Origin of the sequence: Mycobacterium tuberculosis complex sp. N0072 (genome assembly GCF_030323725.1) — a bacterium.
Classification (GTDB): Bacteria; Actinomycetota; Actinomycetes; order Mycobacteriales; family Mycobacteriaceae; genus Mycobacterium; species Mycobacterium tuberculosis.
In genome coordinates this window covers 2,120,730-2,136,188 of record NZ_CP040689.1, presented here as the reverse complement: position 1 = coordinate 2,136,188, position 15,459 = coordinate 2,120,730, and the positions used below count along the sequence as shown (strand labels likewise).

Sequence of the window (15,459 nt, the reverse complement as noted above, 5' to 3'; positions counted from 1 at the left end):
CTCACGTTCCTCAATCCTTGAACGGTGTTCTGAACACGTAGCGGCTGGTTGGCACGGTGTCGATGTTCTGGTTGGCACCGAATGCAGATGTGCTCGCGACCATCCGGCTTATCCGATTCCGCAGATCGTTGTCGTCGGCGGCTCCGAAGAAGGCTTTCAGATCGGTTGTCGCCGCCACGGGAAACAACTCTTCGACAATGCCCGCGATTCCCGGTGCCTCTGGGGTGAGGGCTCGTACCACCCAGTTCTGGGTGTAGCCGAATGTCGCCTGTGCCTCGATAGCCACTTGCGTGTGGTCGCGCTGCCAGCGGGTCAGCCAGGTCGCCTGGTCCAGGCCATCGGGCCGGCGCAGGAGCGCGATGTTGGCCAGACCCGGTGTACGAGAACCGGACTCGACGAGCGATGGGAAGGTCAGCGGAACCGACTCGGTCACCAGGTATGCGCCGAGTTCATCACACTCCTGAGCCAGTAGCCTGAGGGCGGCTGCTACCTGCTCGCCATAGCACTGCTGGGTCCACAGGCTGACCACCGCTGCGACCGGTGGGTACAGCGTTGTCAGGGTCATCAGTGAGTCGCGCACGGTACTGTCCCGGACATTGATCGACAGCCCAGCAACGCCCAGTCCCAGCAGGGCGTCGGCGACTTGAGCTCGTTGGCGGGCACACCAGTCGTCGTCTGGCTCGGGCCGCATGAGCACGGCGATCACCTTCTCCATGAGCCCGAACCTACATCCGCTGTCAGGCGTCGACGCCCCGGTGGATCGCGCGGTCTATGTGACCGCCAGTAATGCCACCGTCCGCCGGTCCTCTCCGCCGCCGTAATACTTGGCGAGCAGCGCGACAAAGTCCTGGTTGGCGTCGGTGGCACGGGCGAACAGGGTCATCGACGAGCACAGCTTGAGGTCGTCGGGCGGGCCGAAGATTTCCTCGATTGAGCGGCCTTGCACCTGGTTGACCAACCCGGTGCACTCATGCAAGCGGGGCCCGAGCAGGTCATGCTGCAGATAGGCCTGGGCTTCCTCGAGCGAGGAGATGCCGTAGCGCACTGCCAGTGGGCTACTACCTAGCCCGCGGAGTTGTGGGAAGACGAACCACATCCAATGACCGCGCTTTCGTCCGGCGCGCAGCTCCTCGACGACGCTGCGGTAGACCGGAGCCTGCGCGTACACGAAACGCTTCAGGTCGAACGGGTCGCTTGCTGACTTCATATCACACTGGTTAGATAAACGGATGGCGGTCAACCGGCGAGTGCCCAGAGTGCGCGATCTGGCACCCCTGCTCCAGTTCAACAGGCCGCAGTTCGACACCTCCAAGCGCCGCCTGGGCGCCGCGCTGACCATCCAGGACCTGCGACGCATTGCCAAACGGCGTACCCCTAGGGCGGCGTTCGACTACGCCGACGGGGCTGCCGAGGACGAACTGTCCATCGCGCGTGCTCGACAAGGGTTCCGCGACATCGAGTTTCACCCGACAATCCTGCGTGACGTCACCACCGTGTGCGCCGGCTGGAACGTCCTCGGTCAGCCCACCGTCTTGCCATTCGGGATCGCGCCAATCGGGTTCACCCGCTTGATGCACACCGAGGGCGAGATCGCCGGCGCGCGGGCGGCGGCCGCGGCTGGGATCCCGTTTTCGCTATCCACCCTGGCCACCTGTGCCATCGAAGACCTCGTCATCGCTGTGCCGCAGGGCCGCAAATGGTTCCAGCTGTATATGTGGCGTGATCGAGACCGCTCGATGGCATTGGTGCGGCGCGCCGCCGCCGCGGGATTTGACACCATGCTGGTCACGGTCGACGTCCCGGTCGCCGGTGCCCGGCTACGCGATGTCCGCAACGGGATGTCCATCCCGCCGGCGCTGACGCTGCGAACCGTTCTCGACGCGATGGGACACCCGCGGTGGTGGTTCGACTTGTTGACCACCGAACCGCTGGCCTTCGCTTCACTGGATCGCTGGCCTGGCACCGTCGGCGAGTACTTGAACACCGTGTTCGACCCCAGCCTCACCTTCGACGATTTGGCCTGGATCAAGTCGCAGTGGCCGGGCAAGCTCGTTGTCAAAGGGATCCAAACACTCGACGACGCCCGCGCCGTGGTGGACCGCGGCGTCGACGGCATCGTGTTGTCCAATCACGGCGGCCGCCAGCTTGACCGAGCCCCGGTACCCTTCCACCTGTTGCCCCACGTGGCACGCGAACTGGGCAAACACACCGAAATCCTGGTGGACACCGGCATCATGTCGGGCGCCGATATCGTCGCGGCGATCGCGTTGGGGGCACGGTGCACGCTGATCGGGCGGGCCTACCTTTACGGGCTGATGGCCGGTGGTGAGGCGGGCGTCAACCGCGCGATCGAGATCCTTCAGACAGGTGTGATCCGGACCATGCGGCTACTGGGCGTGACCTGCCTTGAGGAGCTGTCACCTCGGCACGTGACACAACTGCGGCGGCTCGGCCCTATCGGGGCACCAACGTGAGGCCGCGGCCAGATCGGTAGCGTTGAATGCAGCTATGAATCTCAAGCGGGAATTCGTCCATCGCGTGCAACGGTTCGTGGTCAATCCAATCGGCCGGCAACTGCCGATGACCATGCTCGAAACCATCGGCCGCAAAACGGGACAGCCGCGGCGTACCGCGGTGGGCGGGCGCGTCGTAGACAACCAGTTCTGGATGGTGTCCGAGCACGGCGAGCATTCCGATTACGTCTACAACATCAAGGCCAACCCCGCCGTGCGGGTCCGCATCGGCGGCCGATGGCGCAGTGGGACCGCCTACCTGCTACCCGACGACGATCCGAGGCAGCGGCTGCGCGGCCTACCCCGGCTGAACAGTGCCGGCGTACGCGCGATGGGCACCGACTTGCTGACCATCCGGGTGGATTTGGACTGACAGGGGTTGGCCGGAACCGGGGCTTAGGCCGCCGGAGCGCGCTTGCCCGAGCAATAGTCGCGGTTTGCCGCCACGCATTGCGGGTATGCGGTTGCTTGTGATCAAGCCGGAGCCACTGGCACGACGACTGCTTAAACTCGCCGGCACCACTTACGCGGCGGAGGCGGGAATCCGGATCAGGGACAAACCGATGCCGCTGTTTCAGCTGCTGGTGCTGTGCATGCTGGCCAGCAAGCCGATCGGTGCCGCCACGGCAGCACGTGCCGCCCGGGAATTGTTCTGCTCGGGCCTGCGGACACCCAAAGCTGTGCTGTCAGCAGAGCGACAAACGATGATCAGTGCGTTTGGCCGTGCCCACTACGTGCGGTATGACGAGAGCTCAGCCACCCGGCTCACCGCTATCGCTCACCGGGTTCGCGACGAGTACTCCGGTGATTTGCGGGAACTCGCCCAGCGCACACGACCCGACGTTTCGGCCGCCAAACGTATGCTCAAGACTTTCAACGGAATCGGCGACACCGGTGCCGACATTTTCTTACGCCAGGTCCAAGACGTCTGGATCTGGGTACGACCGTATTTCGACGATCGAGCCACCGCCGCGGCGAAGCAGCTCGGCTTGCCCACTGACCCGAAGAAGCTGGCGTCGGTGGCACCCAGCTCCAATGCGCTGCTCGCTGCTGCGTTAGTGCGAGTGGCGTTAGACGACGAGCTGCGCCTGCAGGTGACCGGTTGACCCAGGTACGCGACCGGCTCGTAGGCTGTCAAGCGGCACCGCACACAACAGGACGGAGCAGCAATTATGGCCAGCTCAACCACGTTCGTCATTGTTGGCGGGGGACTTGCCGGGGCTAAAGCCGTAGAGGCGTTGCGCCGCAGCGACTTCGGCGGTCGGATTATCTTGTTCGGCGACGAAGAGCACCTGCCCTACGACCGGCCGCCGCTTTCCAAGGAGTTTCTGGCCGGCAAAAAGTCGCTGAGCGACTTCACCATCCAGACCTCCGATTGGTACCGCGACCATGACGTGGATGTGCGGCTCGGCGTGCGGGTGTCGTCATTGGATCGGTCCGCACACACGGTAGAGCTTCCCGACGGCGCTGCGGTGCGCTACGACAAGCTGCTGTTGGCCACGGGATCGGCCCCACGGCGCCCACCAATACCTGGATCCGATGCCGCCGGCGTCCACTACCTGCGCAGCTACAACGACGCCGTGGCATTGAACTCCGTTCTGGTGCAGGGGTCTTCCCTCGCAGTGGTGGGTGCCGGCTGGATAGGCCTGGAAGTGGCCGCCAGTGCGCGTCAACGTGGCGTCGACGTCACCGTCGTCGAGACCGCCATACAACCGCTGCTGGCCGCGCTCGGGGAAGCGGTTGGCAAAGTGTTTGCCGACCTACATCGAGATCAAGGGGTGGACTTACGGTTGCAGACCCAGCTCGAAGAGATCACTGCAGCCGACGGCAAGGCGACCGGGCTCAAGATGCGTGACGGGTCGACGGTTGCCGCCGACGCCGTGCTAGTCGCTGTGGGCGCGAAGCCCAACGTAGAACTCGCCCAACAGGCCGGGCTGGCGATGGGCGAGGGCGGTGTGTTGGTTGATGCATCGCTGCGCACCAGCGATCCCGACATCTACGCAGTCGGCGACATTGCCGCCGCTGAACACCCGCTATTGGGTACCCGCGTCCGTACCGAACACTGGGCCAACGCGCTCAAACAACCCGCGGTGGCGGCTGCCGGCATGCTGGGCCGGCCGGGCGAATACGCTGAACTGCCCTATTTGTTCACCGATCAATACGACCTCGGCATGGAGTACGTCGGCCACGCCCCCAGCTGTGATCGGGTGGTGTTCCGTGGCAACGTTGCCGGCCGCGAGTTCCTCTCCTTCTGGCTCGACGGCGACAGCCGGGTGCTAGCCGGGATGAATGTCAACGTCTGGGACGTGGTGGACGACGTCAAGGGCCTGATCCGGTCCGGGAACCCGGTCGACGTTGACAGGCTGGTTGATCCGCAGTGGCCGTTGGCGGACCTGACGACGAATTGACGTGTGTTGACCGCTACTCCACGGGTACCCAGGCATGATCGATAACGTCTGGCGGGCGCTGTGCCTGCAGGCGTTCTCGTTCGGCGCGCCGACGTTTGATTCGCAGCCGAGCGTCGGCCGGCGTGGTAATCAGTTCGTCGCAGGTCAGGTAGAACACGTCGTCAACGACGTCTATCACATCCGCCGCGACTCGTCGAGATCCCAACTCCCGCAATGTCATCCGGAGCTCATGGGTGAATCGGATGGTGGTGTCGTGCGCCAGCTCCCGGGCACTGCGCGTGCCGGCAGCCAGTCGCTGGATCAACGTCGCTGGGTGAGCTGGCCCGGCGGGCCGCGCGGCGATTTCGGCGGCTGTCTTCAGCAGTAGCGCCGGATCGTCGGCAAACGTCAGGTTAGCCAGCTCGGCTTCGCCTAACCCGCGGTGCCCTATCCGGGCAATGACCGCGTCAACTGCGGCGGCGGCGGGAGCAGACAGCGCGCGGATGCTGGCGAGGTTGCCGTCGTTGGCCAGCGCGCACAGCGGCGGGTCGGCGCGCAGCACCGCAGCCAGCGGAGCAATCTCGGCGCCGATTCTGCCACTTTCCATGATCATGCCCCCTCCGGACACCGCGGAGCCTGCGCGGGTGTGCTCTAACGTCGCCGCTGTGACGCCCGTGTCGATCACCCACAGCACCGTAAGAATCCAGCCTTGGTGGATGCGATCACGCAACAGCCGAATCCGGACCTCCAAGCCGGCGTCCGGTAGCGAGGCAAGCTGCCCGGCAGCGAGGTGCTCGGCATCTGCGGCGGCAACATAGTGGTGTGTGTCGCTCCGGAGATGGCGCAGCAGGGCCAGCGACCGCGCCGTCACGACCACCTTCGCGACCGAGCCGAGCGGTCCGCCCGCAAGTTGCGGTCGACCAAACGGAAGCAGCTCAGTGACCTGCGGTTGCTCGCCCAGTGCCCGCCGGGCTACGGCCTGCGCGTCCCACCCCGGCAGTTGGGCGGCGGCCACAATATTGGCCGACACTCCGATATACGGGCGGTGACCGAACACCGCGATGGCTCTTCTCTCCCACTCATCGGCAACGACACCGCCAAGCGCCAGTACCCGACCCATCGCCCGACCGGCCGCGCGCAGTCCACTCAACTGGACATCCAGCGTCATCGGGGTCAGCGGACCCGGCAGCGCTTCGGCGAGACTGGCCGAGCTGAAGACCGGGAACCGCTCGTCGATACGGTCGTCGAACTCTCCCTCCAACCCTTCTGGAGCCGCGCTGCCCAAGGGTTCCCCGTGGGAAGGCACAGACCGCGGGGGCGCCTCCACCGGCAGTGCTAGTTGACCCGATCCGTTGGTCGCGCCTGCCGGGTGCAGTCTGCGGCCGACGAGGCCCCGCCCGGTGTCGACAATTGCTTCGGTCGCTTGCCAGCCGAACTCGAAGTTCCAATCCTCCTGCACGGCAGCGATATCCACCTCGGGAATCAATTGCTCCCAGCTGCGGACCCGACGTGTTCGCAAGTGCGGGTCCACGGATCGGAGCAGCCGCCACGCGGTGACCACATTGGTGGTGTCAGGGGTGGCCAGGTCAACGACACCGTTGCGGTCGGTATTCAGCGCCAAAACCAGGAAGCGGACCAAGTCGTCGAGATGTAGCACTCGTATCGGCCGTGCCGAGACTTTGCTCCGCAGCAGCGTGGCCACTGTCCGGCACACCATCCAATCGAGTTGGCGGCCGACCGGTGGCGCAATACGGATGACCAAGCTGGGTGCCCAACCGGTGGACACCAGCGTCTCAGCCTGCCGATATAGTTCGGGTCGCCCAGCGGCCTGAGAAACGAACAGCAGCCGGGCACCGGCGCGGGCGGCCGCGTTGGCCACATGTGCCAGTCCGGTGATGCCAACACCGCCCGGGGCGCTGGTGTCGACCGGGGCGAGATGGATCACCGCGTCGGCTTCGCCGGCTAACTCTTGCAGCACTGGGTTGCGCAACGACGCGCAAACATAGTCGACGCGGGGGTCCAGAGCATCGTGCGGGTGCTGGGCTATACCGCTCACCGTGTGTCCGGCAGCGATCAACTGCCGAGTGACCGACCGCCCGACGGCACCCGTGGCGTCGGTAACCAGGATCTGCACCCGGCCTCACCTCCCCCAACGTCTCCTCATGACAATAGGCACGTCAGTGTCGCTTGCGCGACCATTGCTTCTGGAACGTGACTCGTGCTGCCCGCCGGCTATCGCAGGGTCGCGGTGCCGTCGGGGGCGACGGCAACCTTGACGCCGGCGATGTCCTCGCGCACCGTTGCTTGCACCGATGCGGGATCGGTGATCACGGCCAAGCTGCGCGACCCGTCGGGCGTGCGCACCGCCAGGAACGCCTTCTCGGGTTGTCCGTCCCGGTTGACTGGTGTGGTCCACGCTTCGACGGTGCCGATGCCTTCCCACTCGACCAACCCATCTCCGGTGGGCTCCCTATCGACCGCGGGTTGCATGTCCTCCCAGCGGAATTCCGACGGCGGCTCGGTGCCGTAGACCCCGAAACTGTGTTTGGTCAGGTAACCGCCGTTGGCGGTGATCAGACCTCGGCGCCCGGGATTGGCCGCCAGCAGTTCAGCCATGGTGGCGATGGAGTGCGTGACGTAATTGCTCCACGGCCCGCCGGCGAAGGTCAGGCCCCCGGTGACGGTCAGCGGGCGGGCAGGATCGTCGGTGTCCAGGCCGAGTTCGATTGCGGCGACTTGGACAGCGGAGGGAAAGCACGAATACAGGTCGACGTATTCGATGTCATCGAGCCCCAGCCCAGCCAGTTCCAGCGCCCGGGCACCGGCGATCCGAATGGCCGTCGACCGATGCAGTCGGTGGCGGTCGGCGACGGCCGGTGTGTCGTGGGCGTCGGTGCCAGCCTGTGGATAAACCCAGCGTTCGGCCGGTATTCGCAGACGTGTCGCACGTTCGACCGACGTCAGCAGCAGCGCGGCACCCTGGTCAACCATGTTGTTGGAGTTCATAAGCTTGGTGTAGGGCCAGCTGACCATCCGGTTCTGTGGGCCGGGCTGCCAGATCTCGTCAGCCGTAACCGGGTTGCGGATCCACGCGTGCGGGTTGTCAGCAGCTACGGCACTGAACCGCGCCCACAGCTCGCCGATCCGCTTTCGGTGGTTCTCGATCGACTCGCCGTAGGCGATGCGCAGCGCCTGCTCGAATATCGGGTACACGTAGGCCGGCCGGTCCAGGTTGATCCGCAGCTCAGCCGCACCGGCCATCGGAACGTCGTCGCCGGCCATGTCCGGCAGCGGAACGGATTCGTCCTGCACAGTCCACTCCAGTTTGCTGCCCTTGGCGCGCAGGCCCGTTCGGGTGCGCCAGGTTTCGGCGCCAGCCAGCAGCACCACGCCGGCCCGCCCGCGCTGGATGTCCAGGCATGCCCGGTTGACCAGGGATTGCGGCATGTTGCCGCCCACCCCGCTGTAACCGGTGGTGAAGGTCCTCGCCTTGATTCGTTCGCCGAGGAGCTGCCCGGGATTCCGGTAATGCGCCGACAGCATGTGCACCACACGGATCGAATCCACCGCCTCGAGCACCGTCGAATCCGCGGCTTTCCGGGCCGCGGCGGCCATCAGGTCGACGGGTTCGATGGACTGCTTCTCGGCGTCGATGTCGCCTCGGTGGTTGACCTGTCCATAGCCGATCAGCACTGGCGTCCTGGGGTCTACCGGCATGGCTTGAACCTAGCCCGGCGACGATGCGGGTCGTGGAACGGCCCGAGGAGGAGCCGGGCAATTGGGCCTAGCGCGGCGACCCCGAACCGATCGAGCAGACCGGGCAGCGGAACGAGGAGGGGCACCGCCGGCTTGCGGGTCGAAAAGCTTTAGCTGCCCGAATGCGTCACCCCGATGCGCCCAGATCGGGGCTTCGCAGATAAAGCACGAACAGGCGGGCAAAACGTCGATCTCGGAGCCGGAAGGGCAATCAGCCGACCGTCGACGAACGACACCGGCGAGACCACTTAGGCAGTGACGGCCGGCCCGAACATTACGCGCTCGTTGATTAGGCGTTCGGTCTCGTCCGCGGTCATGCCGAGCAGCTTGCGGCAGATCTGAACGCTGTCCTGTCCGGGCAGCGGCGCCGGGCGTTGGGGTGCCTGCGGAATGTGACGAAACGGAGCCGGACCCGTCTCGGCGGGCAGCGGACGGGCGATCAGCGGATGCACCATGTCGCGGAACAGGTTTCGCTCGATCAGCTGGGGATCCTCGAGGATATCCGACGGGCGATTCATCGGGCCGGCCGCAACTCCGGCCGCCTGCAGCGCGCCGGCCGCTTGCACCGGGGTACGGGTGCTGGTCCAGGCCGACACTGCGGCCACCAACTCCGAACGGTTGGCCACGCGTGACCGGCTTGCCCCGAAGCGTGGGTCGTTCGCCAATTCAGGCTGGCCGAAAACAGATGTCGCGCGACGCCATTCATCGTCGGAGCGGATTGAGATGACGCACCATTCGTCGTCGCCAGCACAAGGGTAGACCGCATGCACACTGGTGTCCGGGTGGATCTCGGCAACGTCGGTCGCTCGGGCGGCCTCGGCAACGAACATGGTGTCTAGCTGATTGACGACGACTTCGGCCTGGGAGATGTGGACGTGGGCTCCGCCGCCAGTTCGATCGCGGTGGATCAGGGCCGCCAGCGCGAGCAGGGCACCGACCCGCCCGACAACGTGGTCGGGGAAGATCGTCGTCGCGTCGTAGAAGGGATGCCGAGAGTTGTCCGGCTGCGCCTCATCGGATGTCCAAACACGGGTGACCCCGGTGGCGGCGCGCACCAGTGGCCCGTAGCCCATCCGGGTGCTCCACGGCCCTCGGTTCCCGAATGCACTACTCCCGGCGAGCACGATCCGGGGGTTGAAGGCGTGCAGTACATCGTAGGAAAACCCAAGTGAGGTAAGGGTTCCCGGTTTGAAGTTGGCGAACACCGCGTCGGATTCAGCGACCAGGCGACCGAAGATCGCTTTGCCCTCGCTGTTGCGCAGGTCCAGGCCCAGCGCGAGGTGATTGCGATGGGTCCACGCGAATGATTCACTCATCGCATCCCCGACTCGGGTCTGCCGCAACCCGTCGGGGTGGTCGGCACTTTCGACCTTGATGACCTCGGCGCCCAAGTCGCCGAACAGCCGGCTGAGCTCGCCGCCGGCCACGATGATGCCCAGATCAAGAATCCGCAGACCTTCGAATGGATAGCCGCCGACCCGGCCTGAGGGTGGGGGCACCGGCGCTGGATCCGCGAGCCAGCGCGGTTCGTCCTGCCCCGCGGCGGGGGCCGGAGTACGGAAACCGGCGCGCTTCCCGTCGACAACGAAGTATCCGGTAGGCACCCCGGTGCGCACCCCCGGAACGAGCTCGGCATCGGTGATCGCACCCACCGCCTGGAAGTGTTCGGAGGCCAGGATTCTCGACGGTGTCAGCACCGCGGTAATGGGAACCCCGAGCGCTTGGCCGGCTGCCACCAACTCCTTCATGGTCTTCTCGGCGCACAACTTCGCGACCAACACGCTGATCTGCGGCCATGCGGCCAAACGTGCGCCGATCACGTCGTACTTGGGGTCCTGAAAATCTTCGGGCTCCCCCAACCAGCGGCGCAGCCCGCGCCACTGCCGCGGCGCCATCACGCAGAACCGTACGTAGCCGTCCCGGCACGGATAAATCGGGTAAGCGTCCTGGTTCTTGGGCCGTCCCCGCCATCGCCCGGTGCTGCGGATGCCGGCTGCGACCTGCCCGTGCGCCCCGAAGGGGGGATCCAACGCCATAACGACGGCGTCAAACCGGGAGAAGTCGATGTAATCCCCAGTACCACAACGTAATCGGTTGAAATAGGCGACCAGTACGGCCCAGGCTGCCTGCACCGCTGCGGTTGCCGAAGCGATACCGTCCGGCGGCAGTACCGGCGTGCCGGCGGTAGGGCCCGACCGCGAGAGAGCACCACTCATCGCGTACAGCACCGGATCGGTCGCGCGCCATGACGACCGCGGACCGGCAGCGCCAAAGTCGGTGATCGACAGCGCCACCAGGTGTCGGTAGCGATCGGCCAACTCGGCACACGATGCCCCGTACGCGGCGGCCTGTCCCGGAAGACCACAGTCGACGACGATGTCGGCGCTGGCGGCGAGGTCCAAGAACCGCCGACGGTCGCTCTCGTCGAGCGGGTTGAGCACTGCGCTGCGTTTGTTCGCGTTGTGCATGGCGAACCCGATGCTGGTGCCGGCCAGCGTGGGCCGCACGTGGCGTCCTGGGCTGCCGCCGGGGGGTTCCACCTTGAGAACGTCTGCGCCCAGGTCGGCGAGCAGTCGTGTCACCATATCGGTGCCTCCAGCAGAACAGCCGTCGGACAAGTCGAGCACACGCACGGCATCGAGCAATCGTTCGGGCACGTGCACACCGTAGCTGTTTCATCGGCGTTCGCGGCTACCGTGACTACACGGGCGCGACCGCATTGGACGGCGGCTAAGGCCCGCCGAGCGAAGGGACGACAGTGCCAGGCAGGACATCCATCGGCGTCAAGATCCGGGACAAGGTCCAGGACAAAGTAATCGCCATCACCGGCGGCGCCCGGGGGATCGGATTGGCCACAGCGGCCGCGCTGCACAACTTGGGAGCCAAGGTCGCTATCGGCGACATCGATGAGGCGATGGCGAAAGAGTCGGGTGCCGATCTCGACCTCGACATGTACGGCAAACTCGATGTCACCGACCCGGATTCGTTTTCGGGATTCCTCGACGCCGTCGAGCGCCAACTCGGCCCGATCGACGTGCTGGTCAACAACGCCGGCATCATGCCCGTGGGGCGGATTGTCGACGAACCAGACCCGGTAACCCGCCGAATCCTGGACATCAACGTCTACGGGGTGATCTTGGGTAGCAAGCTGGCGGCGCAGCGGATGGTCCCGCGCGGGCGGGGACACGTTATCAATGTCGCCTCGCTTGCCGGGGAAATCTACGCCGTAGGCGTGGCCACTTACTGTGCCAGCAAGCACGCGGTGGTCGCGTTCACCGATTCGGCCAGGCTTGAATACCGTTCGGCCGGCGTGAAGTTCTCGATGGTGTTGCCGTCGTTTGTCAACACCGAGCTCATTGCGGGCACCGGTGGGATCAAAGGATTCAAGAACGCCGAGCCGGCCGATATCGCCGACGCGATCGTCGGGCTGATTGTTCATCCCAAACCGCGGGTGCGGGTCACGAAAGCGGCTGGCTCGATGATCGTGGCACAGCGGTTCATGCCGCGCCAGGTTTCCGAGGGCTTGAACCGACTCCTCGGCGGCGAGCATGTCTTCACCGACGATGTCGACATGGAGAAGCGCAGGACCTACGAGGCTCGGGCTCGCGGCGAGGAGTGACCGTTGCGCCGCGCCGGCTGGCGTGGACCAACGCGCGTCAGAGCTACCCTGTGCGGGTGGCGCATGTGTTGTCGGTCAACCTGGCTCGTGTTCGGGCGAACCCTGATCCGCGCGCGCAGTCGAAGTTGACCGGAATCGACAAAGTGGCGGCATCTGAGGCGGTCATGGTGCGGGCACCCGGGTCGATGCATGCGGGTGTCGGCAGCGGCCTGGTTGGCGACACCGTCGGCAACCCGAAGCTCCATGGCGGTGATGATCAGGCCGTCTATGCGTATGCGCGAGAAGACCTCGACGCGTGGGAAACCCAGCTTCACCGCACCCTTCACAACGGAATGTTCGGCGAGAATCTGACCACCTCGGGCGTCGACGTGACGTACGCGCGGATTGGTGAACGCTGGCGCATCGGCTCCGACGGATTGGTGTTGGAAGTCTCGGCGCCCCGGATCCCGTGCCGGACCTTCGCGGCCTTCCTGGATTTGCGTTATTGGATCAAGACCTTCACCCGGGCCGCCAAACCAGGCGCCTACCTACGGGTGATCGCTCCCGGAACAGTGCGCGCCGGCGACACAATCACCGTCGATTACCGCCCTGAGCACAACGTGACCGTCGGGCTCGTGTTTCGCGCCCGAACCTCTGAATCGGAGCTGCTTCCCCAGCTGTTGGCGGCAGACGCGCTCGCAGCCGAGCTCAAGGCCTACGCGCGAGAGCGGACACCGAGCCCTCCGCCGGTAGACTCTGCTGACGATGTCTGACCACTTGACTGCTTGCGCAGCCGTTCATCCAGGTCCACTGGTGTCGCACCTCTCGGTGATGCACCGGTTCCGGATATATGTCGACATCGCCGTCGTCGTCCTGGTGCTGGTACTGACGAACCTGATCGCGCATTTCACCACACCGTGGGCGAGCATCGCCACCGTCCCGGCCGCCGCGGTCGGACTGGTGATCTTGGTGCGGAGTAGAGGCCTGGGCTGGGCTGAACTCGGACTGAGCCGCCAACACTGGAAATCCGGGCTCGTCTATGCGCTAGCGGCCGTTGCCCTGGTGGTGGCGGTGATCTCGGTAGGTGTCCTGCTGCCGATAACCCGGCCGATGTTCATGAACCATCACTACGCGACGATCTCCGGCGCGGTGATCGCCTCGATGGTCATGATCCCGCTGCAAACCGTCATCCCCGAAGAGCTGGCCTTCCGCGGTGTGTTGCATGGGGCGCTGAATCGGGCTTGGGGATTCCGGGGTGTCGCGGTGGCGGGTTCGGTGCTGTTCGGTCTGTGGCATATTGCGACGTCGCTGGGGATCACGAGCAGCAATGTCGGCTTCACTCGACTGTTCGGTGGCGGGATCATCGGGCTGGTGGCCGGTGTCATGCTGGCGGTGTTGGCCACCGGAGTGGCCGGATTCGTGTTCAGCTGGCTGCGACGGCGCAGCGGCAGCCTGATCGCACCGATCGCACTGCATTGGTCGCTGAACGGGATGGGTGCCCTGGCCGCTGCCCTGGTCTGGCACCTGTCGACCTGAGCTCGGTCAGATCAGCAGCACGGCGGCACCGGCGATGCGGCCGGCGCTCAGGTCGCCCAGCGCACGATCGGCTTGGCCAAGCGGGTACTCCGGCGTGGTGACCTCGATGTGATGCTGGGCGGCGAAGTCGAAGAACGCGCGCGCATCGGCGCGGGTGTTCGACGTGACCGACCGGATCTGACGCTCCTGGAACAAGTGCTGCTGGTAGTTCAGGTCCGGAATATCGGTCAGGTGGATCCCGGCGATCGCCAAGATGCCGCCACGGTCCAGCGCTTCCAGCGCGGGCAGCACCAGATCCCCGACCGGGGCGAATAAGATCGCGGCGTCCAGCGGCACGGGTGGCCGGTCGGCGGCGTCCTGAGCCGATGCAGCGCCAAGTTGCAGCGCCAGCTTGCGCGCGCGGGCCCCGCGTGTCATCACATGTATTTCGGCGCCTTGCGCCAACGCGACCTGGGCGGTGATGTGGGCACTGCCGCCGAATCCGTAGAGACCCAGCCGGCCACCGGGTGGTAGCTCGGTGCGCAGCAGCGATCGATATCCGATGATGCCGGCGCACAACAACGGCGCCAGCTCGCTGTCGCTATAGCCGCTCGGCAGATGGTGCGCGAAAGCCGCAGGAACCGTCGTGAATTCGGCGTATCCCCCGTCGGCGTCCCAGCCGGTGTAGCGGGATTGCGGGCAGAGGTTCTCGCTGCCGCGCCGGCAGTACTTGCAGACCCCGCAAGTGTGACGCAGCCAGGCGATACCCACCCGGTCTCCTCGGTCGAATTCGCCACCGGCAGCCGCGCCCACCGCTGAGCCCACCTCAATGACCTCTCCCACTACCTCGTGGCCGGGAATCACCCGTTCGCGGTGCACGGGCAGGTCACCTTCGGTCACGTGGAGATCGGTGCGGCACACCCCGCATGCGTGCACGGCCACCAGCAACTCCGATGGCGCCGGGCGCGGCACCCGGGTGGTCACTCGTTCGAGCGGGCCGGTGTCCATCGGGCCGGGCCGACGCACCTGCCACGCACTCATCGTCGCCGTGGTCGCCGGTGAGACCATCACTCCATCATGCCGCTACCCGTCGCCGGCCGCCGCAGTCACACTCAATTTGCATGGCCGACAACAGTTTGGCGCTAGGTCTTGCGCACCATGCCGACGATCCACAGCAGGACGACAGCCCCGCCCAGGGCGACGAAGAAGGTGAACCAGTACCCGCCATGGTTGACGTCGACGCCCAGCGCGTTAAGGACCAAGCCGGCGCCGAATGCCCCGACGACGCCGATCACAACGTTCATCAGGATGCCCGAGCCGCCCCCCTTAACGATCTTGCTGGCGAGCCAGCCGGCGATACCGCCGATGACGATGTAGCCGAGCCAACCTATACCCGTCTTGCCGTCGAGGTTCATGGCGGAAAATTCGGTTGTTGCCGTGATGTCCATGCGGTTCTCCTTGCAGACGCTGGCTTAGCCCAGCACAGGGCCGTGATATCGGTATACCGCTTCTGCGTAACGATTTGAGGGTAGTGACGGTGTCGGTGGGTTGTGGCGTGATCAAACGTGTGTGGCGCCCCACGGTGTTTTCGTGGGCGCTTTTCTGCTGTTCAGCGGTGCTTTCAGGTGGAGTTCAACGGTGTCGGCGTTTCGCACGGTGCACTGAAAGACGCGCACACGACCCGCTGCCC

General features: G+C 65.5%; 14 protein-coding genes. 7 read left to right on the top strand and 7 right to left on the bottom strand.

What is annotated here, in order from left to right:
- Positions 1-10: 10 nt before the first annotated feature.
- Complete coding sequence (locus tag FF952_RS09900; RefSeq protein WP_003899058.1) at positions 11-715, bottom strand: EthD domain-containing protein; 705 nt, start codon at positions 713-715, stop codon at positions 11-13.
- A 54-nt stretch (positions 716-769) separates the two neighbouring features.
- Positions 770-1,207, bottom strand: coding sequence for a DUF1810 domain-containing protein (locus tag FF952_RS09895; RefSeq protein ID WP_003409385.1), 438 nt, complete (start codon positions 1,205-1,207; stop codon positions 770-772).
- A 22-nt stretch (positions 1,208-1,229) separates the two neighbouring features.
- On the opposite strand from FF952_RS09895, the gene lldD reads away from it, so the two are divergent.
- The 4 genes from lldD (at position 1,230) to FF952_RS09875 (ending at position 4,921) form a co-directional block, all read left to right on the top strand.
- Positions 1,230-2,474 carry a quinone-dependent L-lactate dehydrogenase gene (gene lldD / locus FF952_RS09890; protein WP_020824526.1) on the top strand — a complete coding sequence of 415 codons (1,245 nt, stop codon included), beginning with the start codon at positions 1,230-1,232 and terminating at the stop codon, positions 2,472-2,474.
- A gap of 22 nt (positions 2,475-2,496) precedes the next feature.
- Complete coding sequence (locus tag FF952_RS09885) at positions 2,497-2,886, top strand: nitroreductase family deazaflavin-dependent oxidoreductase (RefSeq protein WP_003409380.1); 390 nt, start codon at positions 2,497-2,499, stop codon at positions 2,884-2,886.
- Positions 2,887-2,971: 85 nt separating this feature from the next.
- On the top strand, positions 2,972-3,619 hold the full coding sequence (locus FF952_RS09880) for a hypothetical protein (protein WP_003904720.1): 648 nt from the start codon (positions 2,972-2,974) through the stop codon (positions 3,617-3,619).
- 66 nt (positions 3,620-3,685) lie between these two features.
- Complete coding sequence (locus FF952_RS09875) at positions 3,686-4,921, top strand: NAD(P)/FAD-dependent oxidoreductase (RefSeq protein ID WP_003899055.1); 1,236 nt, start codon at positions 3,686-3,688, stop codon at positions 4,919-4,921.
- Between the two features lie 13 nt (positions 4,922-4,934).
- On the opposite strand, the gene FF952_RS09870 is transcribed toward FF952_RS09875, so the two are convergent.
- The 3 genes from FF952_RS09870 to FF952_RS09860 all read right to left on the bottom strand — a co-directional run bounded on the left by FF952_RS09870 (position 4,935) and on the right by FF952_RS09860 (position 11,319).
- On the bottom strand, positions 4,935-7,034 hold the full coding sequence (locus FF952_RS09870) for an NAD(P)H-binding protein (protein WP_003409374.1): 2,100 nt from the start codon (positions 7,032-7,034) through the stop codon (positions 4,935-4,937).
- Positions 7,035-7,132: 98 nt separating this feature from the next.
- The gene (locus FF952_RS09865; RefSeq protein ID WP_003409362.1) at positions 7,133-8,617 is read right to left on the bottom strand and encodes an acetyl-CoA acetyltransferase; all 1,485 of its coding nucleotides are present in this window, start codon (positions 8,615-8,617) and stop codon (positions 7,133-7,135) included.
- 287 nt (positions 8,618-8,904) lie between these two features.
- A complete protein-coding gene (locus FF952_RS09860) occupies positions 8,905-11,319 on the bottom strand; it encodes a CaiB/BaiF CoA-transferase family protein (RefSeq protein ID WP_003900424.1) in 2,415 nt (804 codons plus the stop codon).
- Between the two features lie 95 nt (positions 11,320-11,414).
- Here FF952_RS09860 and FF952_RS09855 point away from each other — a divergent pair, with 95 nt between their 5' ends.
- From FF952_RS09855 to FF952_RS09845, 3 genes are all read left to right on the top strand, one after another.
- Positions 11,415-12,275 (top strand): SDR family oxidoreductase, encoded by an 861-nt coding sequence (locus FF952_RS09855; protein ID WP_003409355.1) that lies wholly within the window; start codon positions 11,415-11,417, stop codon positions 12,273-12,275.
- Positions 12,276-12,340: 65 nt separating this feature from the next.
- On the top strand, positions 12,341-13,027 hold the full coding sequence (locus FF952_RS09850; protein ID WP_003911693.1) for an MOSC domain-containing protein: 687 nt from the start codon (positions 12,341-12,343) through the stop codon (positions 13,025-13,027).
- Positions 13,020-13,790 carry a CPBP family intramembrane glutamic endopeptidase gene (locus tag FF952_RS09845; RefSeq protein ID WP_003904717.1) on the top strand — a complete coding sequence of 257 codons (771 nt, stop codon included), beginning with the start codon at positions 13,020-13,022 and terminating at the stop codon, positions 13,788-13,790. The genes FF952_RS09850 and FF952_RS09845 overlap by 8 nt, the downstream gene beginning before the upstream one ends.
- A gap of 6 nt (positions 13,791-13,796) precedes the next feature.
- Here FF952_RS09845 and FF952_RS09840 read toward each other — a convergent pair whose 3' ends face one another.
- Together FF952_RS09840 and FF952_RS09835 are read right to left on the bottom strand one after the other, a co-directional pair.
- Positions 13,797-14,837, bottom strand: a complete 1,041-nt coding sequence (locus tag FF952_RS09840) for a zinc-binding alcohol dehydrogenase family protein (RefSeq protein ID WP_003409345.1) — start codon at positions 14,835-14,837, stop codon at positions 13,797-13,799.
- A gap of 74 nt (positions 14,838-14,911) precedes the next feature.
- Positions 14,912-15,217, bottom strand: coding sequence for a GlsB/YeaQ/YmgE family stress response membrane protein (locus tag FF952_RS09835; protein ID WP_003409339.1), 306 nt, complete (start codon positions 15,215-15,217; stop codon positions 14,912-14,914).
- Positions 15,218-15,459: the final 242 nt, after the last annotated feature.

Bases quoted from the DNA above. Each gene is read 5' to 3' on its own strand.
- FF952_RS09900 (WP_003899058.1), bottom strand. From the start codon at position 715: ATGGAGAAGGTGATCGCCGTGCTCATGCGGCCCGAGCCAGACGACGAC.
- FF952_RS09895 (WP_003409385.1), bottom strand. From the start codon at position 1,207: ATGAAGTCAGCAAGCGACCCGTTCGACCTGAAGCGTTTCGTGTACGCG.
- lldD (WP_020824526.1), top strand. From the start codon at position 1,230: ATGGCGGTCAACCGGCGAGTGCCCAGAGTGCGCGATCTGGCACCCCTG.
- FF952_RS09880 (WP_003904720.1), top strand. From the start codon at position 2,972: ATGCGGTTGCTTGTGATCAAGCCGGAGCCACTGGCACGACGACTGCTT.
- FF952_RS09875 (WP_003899055.1), top strand. From the start codon at position 3,686: ATGGCCAGCTCAACCACGTTCGTCATTGTTGGCGGGGGACTTGCCGGG.
- FF952_RS09865 (WP_003409362.1), bottom strand. From the start codon at position 8,617: ATGCCGGTAGACCCCAGGACGCCAGTGCTGATCGGCTATGGACAGGTC.
- FF952_RS09845 (WP_003904717.1), top strand. From the start codon at position 13,020: ATGTCTGACCACTTGACTGCTTGCGCAGCCGTTCATCCAGGTCCACTG.
- FF952_RS09840 (WP_003409345.1), bottom strand. From the start codon at position 14,837: ATGGTCTCACCGGCGACCACGGCGACGATGAGTGCGTGGCAGGTGCGT.
- FF952_RS09835 (WP_003409339.1), bottom strand. From the start codon at position 15,217: ATGGACATCACGGCAACAACCGAATTTTCCGCCATGAACCTCGACGGC.